Genomic DNA, 16,961 nt, shown 5'->3' with positions numbered 1-16,961 from the left:
ATGCGGGTGACAGGGAGCGGTGTGAGGGTGCAAGGGTGACCACTGCCAGCGAGACCGCCCCCGCCGCGCAGGCCGCCGGCGCACCGCCCCTGCTCGATCCACGCCGCCGGAACATCGTCTTCGCGACCATCGTGCTCGGTATTCTGCTGGCGGCCCTGGACCAGACAATCGTGGGCACGGCGCTGCCCACGATCGTCTCGGACCTGGGCGGCGCCGCCCATATGTCGTGGGTGGTGACCGCGTACCTCCTGGCGGAGACCGTGGCGACGGTCCTGGTCGGCAAGTTCGGCGACCTGTTCGGCCGGAAGATCGTCTTCCAGCTCTCGGCGATCATCTTCATCACCGGTTCGTTCCTCTGCGGGCTCGCGACCAACATGACGCTGCTGATCGTGTGGCGCGGCCTCCAGGGCATCGGCGCGGGCGGTCTGATGGTCACGTCGATGGCGCTCATCGCCGATGTGATCCCGCTGCGCGACCGCGGCAAGTACCAGGGTGCGATCGGTGCCGTGTTCGGCGTGTCGACTGTCATCGGGCCGCTGCTGGGCGGCCTCTTCACCGACCATCTGACCTGGCGCTGGGCGTTCTACGTCAACGTCCCGATCGCGATCGTGGTCGTCATCGCGGCGGCGCGCACCATCCCGTCCGTGAAGGCGGCGGGACGTCCGGTGATCGACTATCTGGGCATCGCGATGGTCACGGTCGGGGCGAGCTCCCTGATCCTGGCGACGAGCTGGGGCGGCAACGAGTACGCCTGGGGCTCCCCCGTCATCATCGGCCTGTTCGTCCTCGGCCTGGTCGCCCTCGCCGCGTTCTGCCTCGTCGAGTTCCGGGCGAAGGAACCGATGCTGCCGATGCGGCTGTTCAACAATCCGGTCTTCACGGTCTGCTCGATCCTCAGCTTCATCGTGGGGTTCGCCATGCTCGGCGCGATGATCTATCTGCCGACCTATCTGCAGTACGTGGACGGGGACTCGGCGACGCTGTCGGGGGTCCGGACGCTGCCGATGGTCATCGGTCTGCTGGCCGCCTCGATCTTCAGCGGCAACGTGGTCAGCAAGACCGGCCGCTACCGGGTCTTCCCCATCGTGGGCTCGCTCGTCATGGCCGTCGGACTGTTCCTGCTCTCCCGGATGGGGCCGGACAGCGGGGTGTGGCTGGAGTCGCTGTACATGCTGGTACTCGGGCTCGGCATCGGGCTGTGCATGCAGGTGCTGACGATCGCGGTGCAGAACACCGTCGACTACGCGGACCTGGGCACGGCGACCTCGGGCGTGACGTTCTTCCGTACGCTCGGCAGCTCCTTCGGTACGGCGGTGTTCGGGACGATCTACGCCAACTCGCTCGGCCCCAACCTCGAGGACGGGGTCGCGGCGGCGGTGCGGGCGGGCGGGGATCCGGCGGTGGTGGCGAAGGCCGCGCAGAGCCCGGAAGGACTGCACTCCCTCCCCGACGCCCAGTCGGCGCCTCTCGCCCAGGCGTACGCCGACACCCTGCACACGGTGTTCCTGTGGACGGTGCCGGTCGCGGTGCTCGGGTTCGTCGTCGCGCTGTTCCTGAAGCAGGTGAAGCTGCGGGACACGGCACGGGCCTCCTCGACCGACATGGGTGACGGGTTCGCGTCGCCGGGCTCCGGGGACTCGGCCCGGCTGCTGGAGTTCTCGGTGGCCAAGGTCCTGCGGCGGGTGGACCCGGACACGGCCCGGCGGATCGTGGCCTCGTCCGACACCCGGCTCGACATGGCGGGGGCCTGGGCGGTGATGCAGGTCGAGCTGTTCACCCGGATGGTCGGCCACGCGGGACTCCGGCTGATCGCGGCCCGGCACCGGATCCCGCCGGAGGTCCTGGTACCCGTCTTCGACCGGATGATCGAGGAGGGCTACCTCACCGGGGACGGCCATCTGTTCACGCACACCGAGGCGGGCAGCCGGGAAGCCAGGACCATCAACGACGCCTGGTCCCGCTGGCTGACCGAGCAGCTGGGCGACCAGCAGGAGCAGGCGGACGACGCACGGCTGCGCGCGGCGGTCGACGTGATCGCCAAGCGGCTGCTGGCGGAGGACCTCACGCAGGAACTGGCCCCGGTCGCCCCGGCGGGCGCACCGGTCTGACGGCCAAAGCCATCTGTTCGGATCATGCCGGACCCCATGAGCCCGGCATGATCCGGACGAAAGGCCCTACGGCCTCTCCGCCGCCGACTCGTACGCCTCACGCGCATCGAGGAGCGCGGGCAAATGGTCCTTGCTCCAGCTTCTTGCGGCTTCGATGAGGAGCGTCAGGGAGTGCCCGAGCGGCGTCAGTTCGTACTCGACCCGGGGCGGGTTCTCCTCGTAGGCGGTACGGGTCACGAGTCCGTCCCGCTCCATCGCCCGCAGGGTCGCCGCGAGCACCCTGGGGGTGATGGCGCCGAGCGGCACGCGGAGTTCGCTGAACCTGCGGCGGCCTCCCTGGAGGCAGAGCACCACCATCGCGGTCCACTTGTCACCGATCCGGATCGGCAGCGCGGACGACGGGCACACGGGGTCGAACATGTCGGGGTCCAGCGGCTCGTGCTCCATGGTCGGAGGCCCTCCCGGTATCGTTGAGGTAACCAGTATCCCGTGGATACCGTCGTTTCCGGTGGCGATCGTCGCCGCCGGAAGGGGGCTGGTTCCATGGGCGACATCGTCGTATTCGGTGCGGGCGGCCGGGCGGGACGGGCGGTCACGGCCGAGGCGCGTACGCGTGGGCACGGGGTGACCGCAGTGGTGCGCGATCCGGACAAGTACGCCGCACTCGCGGGGGACGACGGCGTGCGATGGGTGCGGGGCGATGTGACGGAGGCCGGGACCATGGCCGGGCTCGTCCGGGGCCACGACGCCGTGGTCCACGCGGTGAGCCCGTTCTCGGGGCCGGAGCAGGGCTTCGCCGGACTCGATCCGCTGTTCTACGTCAAGGCCGCCGACGCGCTGCTGGAGGGCCTGGCGGAAGCGGGCGTGGCACGGCTGCTGGTGGTGGGCCTGTTCGCCAGCCTGGAGGGGGCCGACGGACGCCTCGTCCTCGACGACCCCGCGGCCTTTCCGCCCGGGATCAGGCCCTTCGCCCTGGCCCACACGGCCGGCCTCGACCGGCTGCGCGCGCGGGGAGGCGTCGTCGACTGGCTGATGCTGACGCCGCCCGCGCTGCTGGAGGCGGACGGGGCCAGGACGGGCCGCTACCGGATCGGCGGGGACCGGGTGCCCGAGTCGCCGTCGGCCCGTCTGTCGTACGCGGATCTGGCCGTGGCCCTGATCGACGAGTACGAGGAGCCGACCCTGCACCGGAAGCGCGTGTCGGTCTTCAACTGACGCCTGCCGAGTCCGCCCGGACTCGCGCCTCTGTTCAGTCGGCGAAGACGGCGGACTCGTAGACCCAGGCACCGTCGTGCCGGACGAAGCGGCTCTTCTCGTGGAGCGAGTCGCGGTGGCCGCCCGCCGTGAAGTGCGCCCGGAAGGTGACCGTTCCCGTGGTGTGGAAGGCGCTGCCCTCTGTCGTCTCCAGGATCTCCAGGCCCTCCCAGCGCTGTCCGGGATCGAGGTCGAGGACGGCCGGCCGGTGGTCCGGATGCCAGGTGCGCAGCAGGTACGCGACGTCCCGGACGGCGAAGGCGGCGTACCGTGAGCGCATCAGCGCCTCGCACGTCGGAGCCGGCGTTCCGGCGTGGAACCGCCCGCAGCACTCCGCGTAGGCGGCGGGCAGCCCGCAGGGACACGGCGAGGCGGCCGAGACCGGAGAGACGGGGGCGGCGGAGGGCCGCCGAGGGCGTGCGGTGCGTCGGGACATGGGTCCATTGTGACCTGCGGGGTCACCGGGCCGGGTGCCGGGCGCCGTCGGTCTCGCCTCCGGAACAGGTCCGGACCACTTGCCTTTCCTGCGCGATGTTGATCAGATCGATGCATGTTCGAGCGGCATCAGCCGTTCACCGCCGGGGGGCATCGTGGAATCCGACCGTCACAGCCGATCAGTGAGTACCGCACGTGTCAGGTTCCCGACAGCGGCTGCCTACGCCGTGGCGGGGGCGGTCCATCTCGTCACCGCCGGGCTGTTCCTCATCGGCCTGCAGTTGACCGTGCTCGGTTTTCGCACCTTCTTCCAGCCGGTCATCGGGCTGTTGCTGCTGGCCCTGGCCTTCGTGATGCGACCACGGCCCGGCCGGCTGGATCCTGACGCGCCGACCGTGCGGGAAGGCGACGCGCCGGCCCTGTTCGCACTGTTGCACCGCACGGCGGACATCGCCGGAGTGCGACGCGTCGACGCGGTGCAGTTCACTGCGGACTTCTCCGTGGGCGTCCTCCACTACGGCCTTCGCCGCCGGCGATGCCTCGTCCTGGGCCTCCCGCTCTGGGCCGCCTCCCCGCCTCAGCAACGTGTTGCCGCCCTGGCACAGGCCCTGGGCCGGAGCGCTCCGCGCAACGTCCGGGACGGCGCGTTCGTCGGCTCGGCCCTCAGGTCCCTGACAGCCGGGTCGCGGGCCGTGCAGGAGGGCGAGCCCTCCGCCACGCCGCCGCGCATCAGCGCTGTCGCCCTGGGCGCTGCCGCCGTGGCAGACGGAGCGCGACGCTTCGACGCGCGGTCGCGGAAGAGTGAGTGGCTGCTGTGGATTCCCCGGACGGTACTGGCCGCGACGGCCCGCCTGCTGCTGTGGCTCACGGAACCGGCCGCCCGGCGTGCGCTGTTCAAGGCGGACGACGCGTCGGCCCGTGCCGCTTCCTCGCAGGCCGCTCTCGCCGCCCTGCGGGACAGGCGCCTCGCGCGTGCCGTCGGCGTCGAGATGCACCGGCTGGCCATCGAGAAGCGCACCATCGTCGAGGCCCCCGGCCCTCCGGCCCCGCAGGAGGATCTCTGGGACCTGGTCCACGCGCACGCGGACCGTCTGCGATCACAGGAGACGCCCCCGCCCTTCGGACGGGACACGCCGGGTGCCGGGCCCGGCTCCACCGGCGGCGATACGTACACCCTGCGCATCGAACGGCTGGTCCGGGCCCCGCAGCACCCCGCCACGATCACGCTCGACGGGCCCGGCCTGGCCCGCATCCGGGACGAGCTGGCCGGGCCCCGGCAGACGGTGGCGCGACAGGTGCTGCGTGACGGCGTACAGCTGTAGGGAGCCCGTGGCCTCAGCCCTTGCGGGCCACGCCCGCGTAACCCGGGATCGGCTCGTCGCCCGGGACCTCGATGACCTCGCCCAGCTCCGGGTGCCAGTCGGCGGAGAGCGAGACGCCCGGGTCGACGAGTTCGAGACCGTGGAAGAAGGCGGTGAGTTCGGCACGGCTGCGCGGGCGCAGCGTCATGCCCCGGGCCCTGTACATGGCGGCGGCCTTCGCCGCGCCCTCCGGATCGAAGTCGCCGGTGGTCTGCGAGAGGATGAGGTAGCTGCCGGGGGCCAGTTGGTCGACCAGACGGTCCACGAGTTCCGCGGCGCCGTCCTCGTCGTCCAGGAAGTGCAGCAGCGCCAGCAGGGACAGGGCGATCGGCCGGTCGAAGTCGAGGACCTTGCCTGCCGCCTCCAGGATGACCTCGGGCCTGCGGGCGTCGGCCTGGATGTACTCGGTGGCGCCTTCCGGGGTGGAGCGCAGCAGGGCCGCGGCGTGGGCCAGGACGATCGGGTCGTTGTCGCAGTAGACGATCCGCGCGTCCGGCGCGGTCTGCTGGGCGATCTGGTGGAGGTTGGGCTCGGTCGGTATCCCGGCACCGATGTCGAGGAACTGCCGGATGCCGTTCTCCGCCAGCCAGCGGGTGGCCCGGTGCATGAAGGCCCGGTTGACGCGCGCCATGTCACGGCCGCGCGCGTCCACGGCGAGGAGCTGCCGGGCCATCTGCTCGTCGATCGGATAGTTGTCCTTGCCGCCGAGGAACCAGTCGTACATCCGCGCGGGATGCGGCTTGCTCGTGTCGATCTCGACGGGGGGCTCGTGCCCGGTCATAGCGCGCTCCTTGGATCCGTGGCCGGCGAACAGAGAATCGAAGTCGGTGCGCGGCGACCGGGAACCGCCCGCGCGATGAGGTCAGGTCAGGAGGAAGTCTGCCTGACCGGCCTTGGCGCCCTGTATGAAAGCGGCGATCTCACGGTGGGAGTAGATGAGGGCCGGGCCGTCGGGGTCGGCGGACTGGCGCATGGCGATTCTTCCGTCGGAGAGCTTCATCGCCTCGACGCAGTTGCCGCCGTTGCCACCGCTCCACGGCTTGTACCAGCCCTCGGAGCCGAGTTCGGCGGCCGGCATGCCGTTGTATATGGGTGTCATCACAGCTCCTTGCGGAAGTCCCGAAGGATTTCCTTCGTGCGTTGTGCAGTCGCGGCCTGGGCCGCCATGCGGTCCATGACCTCGAGGTAGGAGGCCACCTCGGGGCGCGCGTCGAAGTAGACGGCCCCGGTCAGGTATTCGCTGTAGACCATGTCGGGCAGTTCGGGGACGGCGAACCGGAAGAGGACGAACGGCCCGTAGGTGCCCGGGTGATGGCCGGTGGAGAACTCGGCGATCTGGAGGGTCACGTTGGGCAGCTCGGTCGCTTCCAGCAGCCGGTCGGTCTGGGCGCGCATGGCCTGGGAACTGCCCACCGGGCGGCGCAGCACCGTCTCGTCCATGACGACCCACAGCCTCGGGGCATCCGGCCGGGTCAGCAGGGACTGCCGCTCCATCCGCAGCGCCACATGGCGTTCGATGTCCTCGGGCCTGGTCTGGCCGACGGCTCCGGTGCGCATCACCGAGCGCGCGTAGTCCTCGGTCTGAAGGAGTCCGGGGACGAAGTGCGGCTCGTACATGCGCAGGAGGCTCGCGGCGCCCTCCAGGCTGACGTACATGCTGAACCAGTCGGGCAGCACGTCGTGGAAGCGCTGCCACCAGCCCGGCTTGTTGGCCTCCTCGGTGAGGTCGACGAAGGCGTCGGTCTCCTCCTCGGCGACCCCGTAGGCCCTCAGGAGCGACTGCACATAGGGAACCTTGAGAGCGACCTCGGCGGTCTCCATCCTGCGGATCGTCGCCGGAGCGACGCGGAGCACCTTGGCTGCCTGGTCCCGGCTCAGGCCGACACGCTCCCGCAGATCCTGCAGACGCTTGCCGAGAACGACCTGACCCACGGTCGGGGCGGACCGCGGTTCGCTCACTTCAGACCTCCCCATGCGCTGTTTGGCAGCAGTGTGCCATGCGCGTGCCACCAAAGACACTGCCACTCTGAATTTTTCAGAGTGCCTCTTGCCAAGTGTTCGCGACAGGGGGAGAGTTGGTGAGTGAACCAGTTCACTCGTCATGCCCGCCCTTTTTCAGGAAGATCGCGAAGCGTGACACAGCCCCCACTGTGAGGATTCGGTCGTGGCACCTGGCAGTGCGCTCATCCCCCGGCTCATGGACCTCAGCCCCGGGACGGAAGCGCTCCGATACTGCTTCGCGCTGCCCGCGCAGCCCGAGTCGGTCGCCGGCGCCCGGCGGCTGACCCGGGCCCGGCTGGACGAGTGGCGGCTCGACGACGACGCCCACGACGCGGCGGTCCTCATCGTGTCGGAGCTGGTCACCAACGCGGTGGTGCACACCGCCAGCGCGCGTGTCGTGTGCGAGTTGCGCTGCCTCGAGACCCGGCTGCGCATAGCCGTACAGGACCAAGGACACCAGCCCGGCGGGCCGCGTCTGGGCGGCGGCGCCGACGACGAGCACGGACGCGGCCTGCTGCTCGTCGACGCGATGTGCAGCGCCTGGGGGTCCCGCGACGCCGGGAACGGCTCGGGCCGCATCGTCTGGGCGGAACTGCCGCACGGCTCGGAGCACTCATGCTGAAGAACGCCATGTCCCATCTGCTCGGAGCCAGGCGCTCCCGTGAACCCGGCTGCGCCGCCGGCGTCGGCCTGGTGCAACTGCCGCTGCCGGCCGCCCTCTCGGCGAGCCTCGGCTGTGACGCGGTGGGCGTGCCCGCGCGCTACGGCTTCCGCCTGATGTCCCATCTTCCGCGTACGGGCTGCGTCTTCGCGGACGCGGACCGCTGGTGGTGGATCGTGCCGTCCGGCTCCGACCTCGATCTGGACTGGCCCGCGCAGGCCGCGTACGCGCGCGGGGCGTACGTTCCCGCCGTACGGCCCCGGCTGATCCACCAGCCCGACAGCCGCACGCCGTACACCCCGCCCATTCCGCTGTTCCTCATGGTCTGCCAGGTGATGGGGGTGACGCCTTCATGGGCGCCCGCGGGCGGACCGAGCGTCGTCCCGGCTCCGTGAGCCCGCCCGCACGGCGCAGAAAGGGGCGCCGGCCGGTCGTCCTAGCGCAGGTACGAGAGCCCCGGATGCACCTTCGTGTAGCCGTCGACCAGCCGGCGCGCCACCGAGACCGAGTCCACCAACGGGTGCAGGGCGAAGGCGCGGACCGCGTCGGCGCGTGAGCCGCTCGCCGCCGCGTCGAGCACGGCCCGTTCGACGGCCTTCACCGCGGTGACCAGCCCGACGGCGTGGTACGGGAGCGGATCGACGGCGACGGGACGGGCGCCGTTGGCGTCGACGAGGCACGGGGCCTCGATCACGGCGTCGGCGTCGAGCACCGCGAGGGTGGTCCGGTTGCGGACGTTGAGGATCAGGGACGTCCGCTCGTTGCGGGCGACGGCCCGCATCAGGGCGAGCGCGACCTGCTCGTAGCCACCGGAGTCCAGATCGCTCTCGTCCCGCTCCCCCGCCCCCGCGACATCACGGTTCTCCGCCATGTACGTCGCCTCGCGCTCGGCCCGGGTGCGGTCCCAGGTGGCCAGGGCCGGCGTTGCCGGGTCCTTCATCCGGCCGTAGAAACCCTCCTGCTGTTCACGGAGGAACGCGCCGCGGGTCTGCTCGGCTTCCTGGTAGGCGCGGACCGCCTCGCGGTTGAAGTAGTAGTAGTGCAGGTACTCGTTGGGGATCGCGCCCAGGGAGCGCAGCCAGTCGGTGCCGAACAGCCGGCCCTCCTCGAAGGAGCCGAGCAGCTCCGGGTCGGCGAGCAGGCGCGGGAGTTCGTCCCGGCCCTCGACGTACAGACCGCGGACCCAGCCGAGGTGGTTGAGGCCGACGTAGTCGATGCGGGCCCGGTCGGGGTCGGCGCCGAGCACGCGGGCGATGCGGCGGCCGAGGCCGACGGGTGAGTCGCAGATCCCGATGACCCGGTCGCCGAGGTGGTGGGACATGGCCTCGGTGACCAGGCCCGCGGGGTTCGTGAAGTTGATGACCCAGGCATGCGGGGCGAGCCGGGCGATGCGGCGGGCCAGATCGACGGCGACCGGTACGGTGCGCAGTCCGTAGGCGATGCCGCCGGCGCCGACCGTCTCCTGGCCGAGGACGCCCTCGTCGAGCGCGACGCGTTCGTCGGCGGCCCGGCCGGCGAGGCCGCCGACCCGGATCGCCGAGAAGACGAAGTCGGCGCCGCGCAGCGCCTCGTCCAGTTCGCTGGTGGCGGCGACGGTGGGCGCGTCCGGGATTCCCTCGGCCTGGTCGGTCAGGACCCGGGCCATGGCGGTGAGCCGGTCGACGTCGGTGTCGTAGAGGGTGACGGCCGAGACGCGGCCCTCGGCGTGGTCGGCGAGCAGCGCCCCGTAGACCAGTGGAACCCGGAATCCGCCGCCGCCCAGAATTGTCAGCTTCACGCTTCCGCATAGTACGTGGGGTGGTGGAACGAGAGGCTCCGGGCGCGCACGACCGGCCGGTGGCCGACGTCCGCGCCCGGCTGTCGCCGCCGGTCAGTAGCCGTTCCACCAGCGGGTCACGACGCGCCACAGCCTGGCCGGGGCCGCGGGCCTGCGCTGCTGCGGGATCATCCCCGCCGCGGACCCCTCACCGGTCCGCCCGTCGACGGATCCGTCGACGGCGACGGTCGCCCCGGCCGGATGCGTGCCCGGTGCCGCGGCCGCCGGTTCCGACGGGACGGGAGCGCGTACCGGGGTCGGCGCCATGTGCCGTACCGCGGACTGCACCTCCCAGTCCTGGCGCGCCGGGTTCGGCTTGCCCATGGACGGCGGTTCCCGGTCGTCCTGCGGGGCGCGCGGCGCGAACTCGGCCGGGAGTTCCACCAGGTGGCGGCCCATGAGGTTGCCGACCCAGCGCAGTTCGCTCTCGTCGACGGCGAGTTCGAGGTCGGGCAGGCGCATCAGCAGGGCGTCGACGCCAACGTCCGCGATGGCACGGCCGATGTCCTGGCCCGGGCACTCGTGGGGGCCGCCGCTGAACGCGAGGTGGGCGCGGTTGCCCTCCATGTTGGCGTCGAGGTCGGGACGTACCACCGGGTCGGTGTTGGCCGGGGCGATGCCGACGATCAGCGCGTCGCCGGCCTTGATGCGCTGCCCGCCCAGCTCCGTGTCGCCCACGGCCCAGCGGCCGAAGACCGCGGTGAACGGCGGCTCGTCCCACAGCGTCTGCTCGACCGCCTCGGGCACGGTCATGTGTCCGCCGCTGAGCCGGGCCCGGAAGCGCGGATCGGTGAGCACCATGCGGAGCACGTTGGCGATCAGGTTGGTGGTCGCCTCGTAGGACGCGATCAGGATGAGCCGCAGATGCTCGGCCACCTCCTGGTCGTTCATGTCGGCGGGGTGTTCGACGAGCCAGGTGGCGAAGTCGTCCGCCGGTTCACGGCGGCGCCGTTCGACAAGGCGGCTCAGCGCGGCCAGCACGTAGGCGTTGCTCTCCACGGCGGTCGCGGTGCCCCGGGTCATGTCACGGGCGGCCTGCACCATCCGGTCGTTGTACTCCTCCGGCATGCCGAGGATGGCGCACATCACCATCATGGGCAGCCGTTCGGCGAAGGCGTTGACCAGGTCGGTGCGGCCCTCCCGGCAGAATTCGTTGACGAGCCGGTTGCTGTAGCGGTTGACGTGGCGCCGCACACCGCGGGTGTCGATCCGGCCCATGGAGTCGGTGACGGCCCCGCGCTGACGCTCATGGGTGGCGCCGTCGGCGAAGACGCAGATCGGCTGCCAGGTGAAGATGGGCGCCAGGGGGTGGTCCGGCGCGACGCTGCCGTCCTGCAACGCCCGCCAGCGGCGCGAGTCCCGGGAGAACTGCGAGGGCGTACGGGTCATGTGCAGGTTCTCGCTGTGCCCGAGGACCAGCCAGGCGGGTACGTCCCCGTGCAGCAGCACGGGCGCCACCGAGCCGTGTTCGGCACGCAGTTTGTCGTACAGGCCGTGCGGGTCCTGTTCCGCCTCGGGGCCGTAGAGGCGTCGCAGGCCGCCGGGGCCGATACCGAGGCCGTGGGCCGGGCACTCGGGGGGCGGAACCGGCCCCGTGGCCTCGCCGGGTTCGTAGTGGAATGGGGATGTCACGATCGCTCCAGGGATCAGTCTGCCAAGGGCCGGGCGGATGGGGGTACGCGGTGGGGGCGCGAGGATCGGGTGCGGGCGACGTCAGCCGAGCGGGAGGGCCAGACTGTGCAGATAGCGCATCAGGGTCATCAGCACATCGCGGCTGGAGGCGCGCAGCCGGGCGTCGCAGTCGATCATCGGGACCTCGTCCGGCAGGTCCAGGGCGCTGCGCAGCGCCTCGACGGGGTGTTTCGGCGCGTCGGGGAAGGTGTTGACGGCGACGACGAACGGCACGCCGCGCTCCTCCAGCCGTCCGATGACGTCGAAGCTGACTTCGAGGCGGCGGGTGTCGATCAGCACGACGGCGCCGAGCGCGCCTTCGAACAGTCCGTTCCACAGGAACCAGAAGCGCTCCTGGCCCGGAGTGCCGAACAGGTAGAGGATCAGCTCCTCGCTGATGCTGATGCGGCCGAAGTCCATCGCGACGGTGGTGGCGGTCTTGCTCTCCACCCCGAAGTTGTCGTCCACGCCGACGCCGGCCTGGGTCATGGTCTCTTCGGTGGTCAGCGGCCGGATCTCGCTGACCGAGCCGACCATGGTCGTCTTGCCGACCCCGAACCCGCCGACGATCACGACCTTCACCGCGGCGGTGGCCGTGGTGGGGAGGACGTCCTCGCTCCGGGGGCCCGTGATCGTGTCAGAGTTTCTGAAGTCCATGCATCACCGCTTCGAGGAGGGACCTGTCCGGGAGGGTCGCGCGGACGATCGGCGCGCGTGATTCGATCAGTTCCGTGGCGAGGAGTTCGGTGAGGAGCGAGGTCACCACGCTGAAGGGCAGGCTGAGGTAGGCGGAGATCTCGGCTACGGATAACGGCGCCTGGCAGAGCCGCAGGATCACGGCCTGCTCGGGCTGGACCGTCGGGGTCGGCTGCGACTTCGAGACGACCATCGTGACCAGGTCGAGCGCAGCCCGCTCGCTGCCGTCGGGATCGCCGGTGATGACGTAGAGCCGTTCCGGATCGCTCAGTGCCGGATCGGCCTTGCGGCGTTCTCGTCGGGAAGAACTCATCCGGCCTGCCCGTCGTGTCGGGGCGGGCTCGTCAGATGGGCGCCGATCCGTACGACCATGTCGCGCATCCGTGCTCCGACGAGGCCGGCGTCGACCGTCTCCCCGGCGAGTACCGCGAGGTACGCGCCGGCTCCCGCGGCCATCAGATAGAAGAATCCGCCGGTCACCTCGATGACCACGAGCCGCATCCTGCCGTCGCTGTAAGGGATTTCGGAGGCGACGGCGGCGGCCAGGCTCTGCAGCCCGGCACAGGCCGCCGCGAGCCGGTCGGCGACGTCGGGGTCGCCGCCGTGCCGGGCGATGCGCAGTCCGTCCGCGGAGAGCACGACGATCTGGTGGATGTCCGGAACGTCGTCGGCGAGCTCTTTGAGCATCCAGTCCATGTTGCCCCGCTGCTGGATCACTTCAGGTCTCCCTTGTCCCACGCGTCGTCGGAGTCTTCGTCTGTTCCGGGCTCCCGGGGCACGCCGTTGGCTGCCTTGGTGAACGCCTCCAGCCAGATGCCGGGGGGCGGCTCCTTGCCGTTGGCCTGACCGTGGCCGTGGCCGTGGCCGTTGCCGTAGCCGTTGATCCGTCCGGCGCCCGTGTCGGTGGACTGGGCGGGGAGGTTGTGCGAGCCCAGCGGTGCGCGGCCGCGGCTGCGGCGCTGCGGGAGTCCGCCGGAGGTCCATTCGGTCACCACGGGGACGTCGTCCTCCATGGCGACGGCGGGGGTGACGGGCCGGGGCTCGGGCGCGACCGGTCCGGTGGCCGGACGGGAGGCGACGGGGCTCGGCTTGCGGTGGGTGCTGCGGGCCGGGACGACGTGCTTCATGTCCGCGAGGTCGATGTCGCTGGTGGGCCGCGAGGTGGCGCCGATGCCGTGGGCGATGCCGGGCGCGGGACCGGTGGTGATCATGGAGCGCGGCACGATGAGCACGGCGCGGACACCGCCGTACGCGGACTGCCGCAGCGACACCTGGAGGTCGTACATCCGCGACAGCCGGCCGACGACCGCCATCCCGAGCCGGGGGGACTCGCCGAGGTCGTTCATGCTGGAGCCGGCCTGGGCCCTGGCGAGCATGTTCTCGGCCCGCGCGCGGGCCTCCTCGCTGAGGCTGACGCCGCCGTCCTCGATCTCGATGGCGATGCCGGTCTGGACCTCGACGGCGGTGACGTGCACGCGGGTCTGCGGCGGCGAGTACCGGGTGGCGTTGTCGAGGAGTTCGGCGCAGGCGTGGATGAGCGGTTCGACCGCGGTGCCGATGATGGCGACCTTGGCGATCGAGTGCAGATCGACGCGCGGGTACTCGAGGATGCGCGACATGGCGCCGCGCAGCACGCTGAACAGCGGTACGGGCTTGGGCCACTGGCGGCTGGGCCGGGCACCGCCGAGCACGGCGATGGAGTCGGCGAGACGGCCGATCAGCGCCGTGCCGTGGTCGATGCGCAGGAGGTCGTCGAAGACGTCGGGGTTGCGTCCGTGGTGCTCCTCCATCTCCCGCAGCTCACTGGCCTGCCGGTGGACGATCGCCTGGACGCGGCGGGCGACGTTGACGAAGGCGCGCTGCGCGGAGTCCCGCGTCGCCTCCTCGTTGTCGATGATGTCCAGCACCGTGTAGACGAGCGAGCGCTGGGCGTCGGAGAGATAGCGGTAGACCTCGTCGTTGTCGACGACGTCCCGCAGCACCTCGTCGGGCGAATTGCCCACGCGCAGCCGGTGGATCGCCGCAGGGAGGAGTTCCTTGCTGATCCGTACGCTTTCCTCGTCGTAGCCGGCGATGCGCCGTTCCAGCGCGGTGACGCGCTGTTCGTAGTGGGCGCGCTGCCGCCGGTTCGTGCGTGAGCGGCGGGCGAGTTCGGCGGTGAGTACGGCGACCACGACGGTGGCGAAGGCGCCGAACCAGACGACGGGGATCCGCGCGGCCTCGGCAACCAGCGCCACCGCGGCGGCGGTTGCGCCGGCCATCACGACGACGGGCAGCAACACGGCACGGACGACGGGTGTTTCTCGGTCGATCGGTGGTGATTCAACACGAACCATCTAAAACCTCTGGCGGTTGATTCGGGAGGTAATCGGGAGGTACAGCGCTTGCACGGCAGTAGGGAACAAGCGCTCGAATTCATATCAACTCGGCTTCACTGCGCGTGAGCTTAGTCAGATCGAAACAGTGCTTCGGCACATTCACCCAACCCCCTGCGCGAGCGCTCCCGCGGTAATACACTCACGAGTTTTCGCACGCACCGCAAACAGTCGTGCGCGCGGAGTGACGAACGGCAGAGATGTACGACAACCGGTGCCATCCGTCCCGCAGGCAGGGACGGAGACTCCGCGGCTCGTCCACGACGGGCAACATGCCAGCCGTAAGCCGTAGGCTGACGGCTCGCATTGCCGGGCGACCCCACCGCAGGCGATTGGTCGCGTCCCGCAGAGAGGGACAAGGGCACATCTGATCGAAGCGGATCGAAAGAAGCGGGTTGATGACCACCGCAGGGGTGGATGCCCCTCCGGGACACGAAGGGGAACAGACATCTGATGGAGCCTGCGCGGGACTACACCATCGAATCGCTCGACACCGGCCTGCGGCTGATGCGGCTCTTCCTCACCCACGACGCGCTGACCGTCTCGGAGGCGGCCGGGCTGCTCTCCATCGGCCGCTCCACCGCCCACCGGGTCCTCAGCACCCTGGAGGGTCGCGGCTTCGCCACACGGGAGCCGTCCGGGCGGGGCTACTCGGCCGGGCCCGAACTGGTGCGGCTGGGCCGCCCGGCCGGATTCGGCGCACCGGTCCGGGAGCAGGTGGCCGCGGTGCTGGAGGACGCCGTGCGGCGCACCGGTGAGACCGTGCTCAGCGCCGCGCTGATCGGCGATCAGGTCCTGGTCACCGATGGCCGGGAGTCCGGACATCCGGTACGGGTGATGCTGGAGCGGGGCCGCACCCGTCCCGCGCACGCCACGGCGGGCGGCAAACTGCTGCTCTCCCGGCTGACAGCCGAGCAGGTCCGCGTCCTGTATCCCCGGGAACGGCTCGACGCGGTCACCCCGGACACCCTCACGTCGCGGCCGGAACTCCTCGCCGAACTGGACCGGATCCGTGACCGCGGCTACGCGACCGGCCGCGGCGAATCGGTGCCGGGCCTGCACGCGGTCGCCGTACCGCTGGCCGGTGCCACCTGGCGTGACCGGCTGGCACTGGTGGCGTGCGCACCGGCCGCCCGCGGCGACGGGGCCGCACTGGAGCGCCGCGCCGGGGAACTGCTGTGCTCGGCCGCGCGGTTCGACCCGGCCGGGTAGCCGGCCGGGGGCCTCGCGGCCCGGCTACGGGCCCCCGGTTTCCGCGGTCGGTCAGCGGCGGCCGCCGCCGATGCGGCCCTCCAGCTGGACCAGCAGTTCACTGAGCTGTGCGCTGAGCCGGTCGCGGGATTCCGCGTCGAGACCGGAGAGCACCGCGCGTTCGTACGCGAGTTGCCGCGGCAGCAGTCCGTCGACCAGTTCCCGCCCCTCGTCGGTGAGTCCGACATGCGCGACCCGGCGGTCCCGGGCGTCACTGCGACGGGCGATCAGGCCGCGCTCCTGCAGCGTCCGGAGCCGTTTGGTGACGGCGGCGCCGGAGGAGAACGTCTCCCGGGCCAGTTCGCCCGGGGTGAGTTCACGGTCGGTGCGTCGTACGGCGCCGAGCAGGTCGAACTCGGCGCGGGTCAGTCCGACACCCCGCAGCGGTGCGTCCTCGGCCTGTTGGAGCAAGGCGGAGCAGCGGTTGATGCGGCCGATGAGCTCCATCGGGCCGGTGTCGAGTTCCGGGTTCACGGCCTGCCACTGCCGTACCACCGAGGCGACGATGTCGTCGGTCACACCGCTCCGTTCTCCTGGGCCGGGGCGATCGTCCCCTGCCGTGTCGCTGTCGCCGCGAGCGTACGGTGTCCGGCCTGCTCCGCCGCGAGCACCGCCTCCTGCGGCAGGGCGCGCTGCCACCATTCGCCGGCCGCGGCGTCCTCCGCCTCGCGCAGTTCGACCAGGGACCCGGTGAGCCTGCGGCGCGCCGCGTCCAGGGCGGCAGGGGTGGGCGCGGGGGCGGCCAGGGTCTGCACGGCGTGGGCGCGGGCCTGCTCGGCGTCGGCGAGCGCCTGCTCGACGCGGCCCGTGGCGCGGCGGTTGGTGACGAGCACCGCGGCGAGGAACCCGACGCCGGCGCCGATGACGGTGTCCAGGATCCGGTCGCCGATGAGCTCACCGGCCGGGTGGCTGCCCGCGTACTCCAGGACGAGCAGCGCCATCGGCGTGACGGCCACCGAGCCGAGCCAGTAGTTGCGGGTGATCAGGGCTTCGGCGGCGAACCCGAAGAGGAGGCAGAAGCCGATCAGGGCCAGCGGGTCCATCCGGGCGGCCGGCAGGACGGCGGCGAACACCAGGACCCCGAGGAGGTTGCCGAGGGTCCGCTGCAGTGTGCGGTTCCACGAGAGCATGACGTTGGCCTGGTAGAGCGAGGCGGCGGTCACGATCGCCCAGTAGGGGCGGCCGACTCCGACCGCCGAGCAGACGTACCCGGCCAGGGCGCAGCCGATGAGCGTGCGGGCGGCGACCGGCAGCAGCGGGGAGCCCGGGGCGAGGCGGTGCAGCAGGACGCGTACGGCCGCGCCGGCTGCCGGGCGGCGGGCGGCCCGTTCG

19 protein-coding genes are annotated in these 16,961 nt (G+C 71.3%); 6 read left to right on the top strand and 13 right to left on the bottom strand.

Translation table 11 applies throughout. The features are described from left to right. Positions 1–35: 35 nt before the first annotated feature. On the top strand, positions 36–2,108 hold the full coding sequence (locus tag EAO72_RS09985; RefSeq protein ID WP_148016896.1) for an MDR family MFS transporter: 2,073 nt from the start codon (positions 36–38) through the stop codon (positions 2,106–2,108). Positions 2,109–2,174: 66 nt separating this feature from the next. Here the strand turns inward: EAO72_RS09985 and EAO72_RS09980 are convergent, their stop codons facing one another. Then, complete coding sequence (locus EAO72_RS09980; RefSeq protein WP_222724081.1) at positions 2,175–2,555, bottom strand: winged helix-turn-helix transcriptional regulator; 381 nt, start codon at positions 2,553–2,555, stop codon at positions 2,175–2,177. Positions 2,556–2,651: 96 nt separating this feature from the next. Between EAO72_RS09980 and EAO72_RS09975 the strand changes: the two genes are divergently transcribed. After that, complete coding sequence (locus EAO72_RS09975; RefSeq protein WP_148016895.1) at positions 2,652–3,323, top strand: NAD(P)-dependent oxidoreductase; 672 nt, start codon at positions 2,652–2,654, stop codon at positions 3,321–3,323. 34 nt (positions 3,324–3,357) lie between these two features. Here EAO72_RS09975 and EAO72_RS09970 read toward each other — a convergent pair whose 3' ends face one another. Beyond that, a complete protein-coding gene (locus tag EAO72_RS09970) occupies positions 3,358–3,798 on the bottom strand; it encodes a YchJ family protein (protein ID WP_148016894.1) in 441 nt (146 codons plus the stop codon). 181 nt (positions 3,799–3,979) lie between these two features. Between EAO72_RS09970 and EAO72_RS09965 the strand changes: the two genes are divergently transcribed. Continuing rightward, on the top strand, positions 3,980–5,119 hold the full coding sequence (locus EAO72_RS09965) for a M48 family metallopeptidase (RefSeq protein ID WP_148016893.1): 1,140 nt from the start codon (positions 3,980–3,982) through the stop codon (positions 5,117–5,119). A gap of 13 nt (positions 5,120–5,132) precedes the next feature. On the opposite strand, the gene EAO72_RS09960 is transcribed toward EAO72_RS09965, so the two are convergent. The 3 genes from EAO72_RS09960 to EAO72_RS09950 form a co-directional block, all read right to left on the bottom strand. Continuing rightward, a complete protein-coding gene (locus tag EAO72_RS09960) occupies positions 5,133–5,939 on the bottom strand; it encodes an SAM-dependent methyltransferase (protein WP_148016892.1) in 807 nt (268 codons plus the stop codon). An 81-nt stretch (positions 5,940–6,020) separates the two neighbouring features. Further along, positions 6,021–6,257 (bottom strand): DUF397 domain-containing protein, encoded by a 237-nt coding sequence (locus tag EAO72_RS09955; protein WP_123464329.1) that lies wholly within the window; start codon positions 6,255–6,257, stop codon positions 6,021–6,023. Continuing rightward, entirely contained in the window at positions 6,257–7,117 is an 861-nt protein-coding gene (locus EAO72_RS09950) for a helix-turn-helix domain-containing protein (protein WP_148016891.1), read from the bottom strand. Before EAO72_RS09950 ends, EAO72_RS09955 begins: the two co-directional genes overlap by 1 nt. A gap of 205 nt (positions 7,118–7,322) precedes the next feature. On the opposite strand from EAO72_RS09950, the gene EAO72_RS09945 reads away from it, so the two are divergent. After that, positions 7,323–7,781, top strand: a complete 459-nt coding sequence (locus tag EAO72_RS09945; protein ID WP_148016890.1) for an ATP-binding protein — start codon at positions 7,323–7,325, stop codon at positions 7,779–7,781. Next, positions 7,775–8,215 (top strand): hypothetical protein, encoded by a 441-nt coding sequence (locus EAO72_RS09940; RefSeq protein WP_148016889.1) that lies wholly within the window; start codon positions 7,775–7,777, stop codon positions 8,213–8,215. The genes EAO72_RS09945 and EAO72_RS09940 overlap by 7 nt, the downstream gene beginning before the upstream one ends. A 41-nt stretch (positions 8,216–8,256) precedes the next feature. On the opposite strand, the gene EAO72_RS09935 is transcribed toward EAO72_RS09940, so the two are convergent. From EAO72_RS09935 to EAO72_RS09910, 6 genes are all read right to left on the bottom strand, one after another. Continuing rightward, a complete protein-coding gene (locus tag EAO72_RS09935; protein ID WP_148016888.1) occupies positions 8,257–9,597 on the bottom strand; it encodes a 6-phospho-beta-glucosidase in 1,341 nt (446 codons plus the stop codon). A 93-nt stretch (positions 9,598–9,690) separates the two neighbouring features. Then, positions 9,691–11,268 carry a cytochrome P450 gene (locus tag EAO72_RS09930; RefSeq protein WP_148016887.1) on the bottom strand — a complete coding sequence of 526 codons (1,578 nt, stop codon included), beginning with the start codon at positions 11,266–11,268 and terminating at the stop codon, positions 9,691–9,693. A gap of 81 nt (positions 11,269–11,349) precedes the next feature. Next, positions 11,350–11,964, bottom strand: a complete 615-nt coding sequence (locus EAO72_RS09925) for a GTP-binding protein (RefSeq protein WP_148016886.1) — start codon at positions 11,962–11,964, stop codon at positions 11,350–11,352. Next, positions 11,945–12,316, bottom strand: coding sequence for a DUF742 domain-containing protein (locus EAO72_RS09920; protein WP_136324766.1), 372 nt, complete (start codon positions 12,314–12,316; stop codon positions 11,945–11,947). The genes EAO72_RS09925 and EAO72_RS09920 overlap by 20 nt, the downstream gene beginning before the upstream one ends. Further along, positions 12,313–12,720, bottom strand: a complete 408-nt coding sequence (locus EAO72_RS09915; protein ID WP_148016885.1) for a roadblock/LC7 domain-containing protein — start codon at positions 12,718–12,720, stop codon at positions 12,313–12,315. The genes EAO72_RS09920 and EAO72_RS09915 overlap by 4 nt, the downstream gene beginning before the upstream one ends. Next, positions 12,717–14,339, bottom strand: coding sequence for a sensor histidine kinase (locus tag EAO72_RS09910; protein ID WP_148016884.1), 1,623 nt, complete (start codon positions 14,337–14,339; stop codon positions 12,717–12,719). The genes EAO72_RS09915 and EAO72_RS09910 overlap by 4 nt, the downstream gene beginning before the upstream one ends. Before the next feature lie 492 nt (positions 14,340–14,831). Here EAO72_RS09910 and EAO72_RS09905 point away from each other — a divergent pair, with 492 nt between their 5' ends. After that, entirely contained in the window at positions 14,832–15,590 is a 759-nt protein-coding gene (locus EAO72_RS09905; RefSeq protein WP_148016883.1) for an IclR family transcriptional regulator, read from the top strand. A gap of 51 nt (positions 15,591–15,641) precedes the next feature. Here the strand turns inward: EAO72_RS09905 and EAO72_RS09900 are convergent, their stop codons facing one another. Then, a complete protein-coding gene (locus EAO72_RS09900) occupies positions 15,642–16,148 on the bottom strand; it encodes a MarR family winged helix-turn-helix transcriptional regulator (RefSeq protein ID WP_148016882.1) in 507 nt (168 codons plus the stop codon). Beyond that, positions 16,145–16,961, bottom strand: an 817-nt coding sequence (locus EAO72_RS09895; RefSeq protein ID WP_148017215.1) for an FUSC family protein, incomplete at its 5' end; no start/stop codon positions are given. The genes EAO72_RS09895 and EAO72_RS09900, both read right to left, overlap by 4 nt.

It is taken from the genome of Streptomyces sp. OR43, assembly GCF_008042275.1.
Classification (GTDB): domain Bacteria; phylum Actinomycetota; class Actinomycetes; order Streptomycetales; family Streptomycetaceae; genus Streptomyces.
Note: the sequence above shows the minus strand (reverse complement) of the source record. Positions and strands in the feature narration are given on the sequence as shown.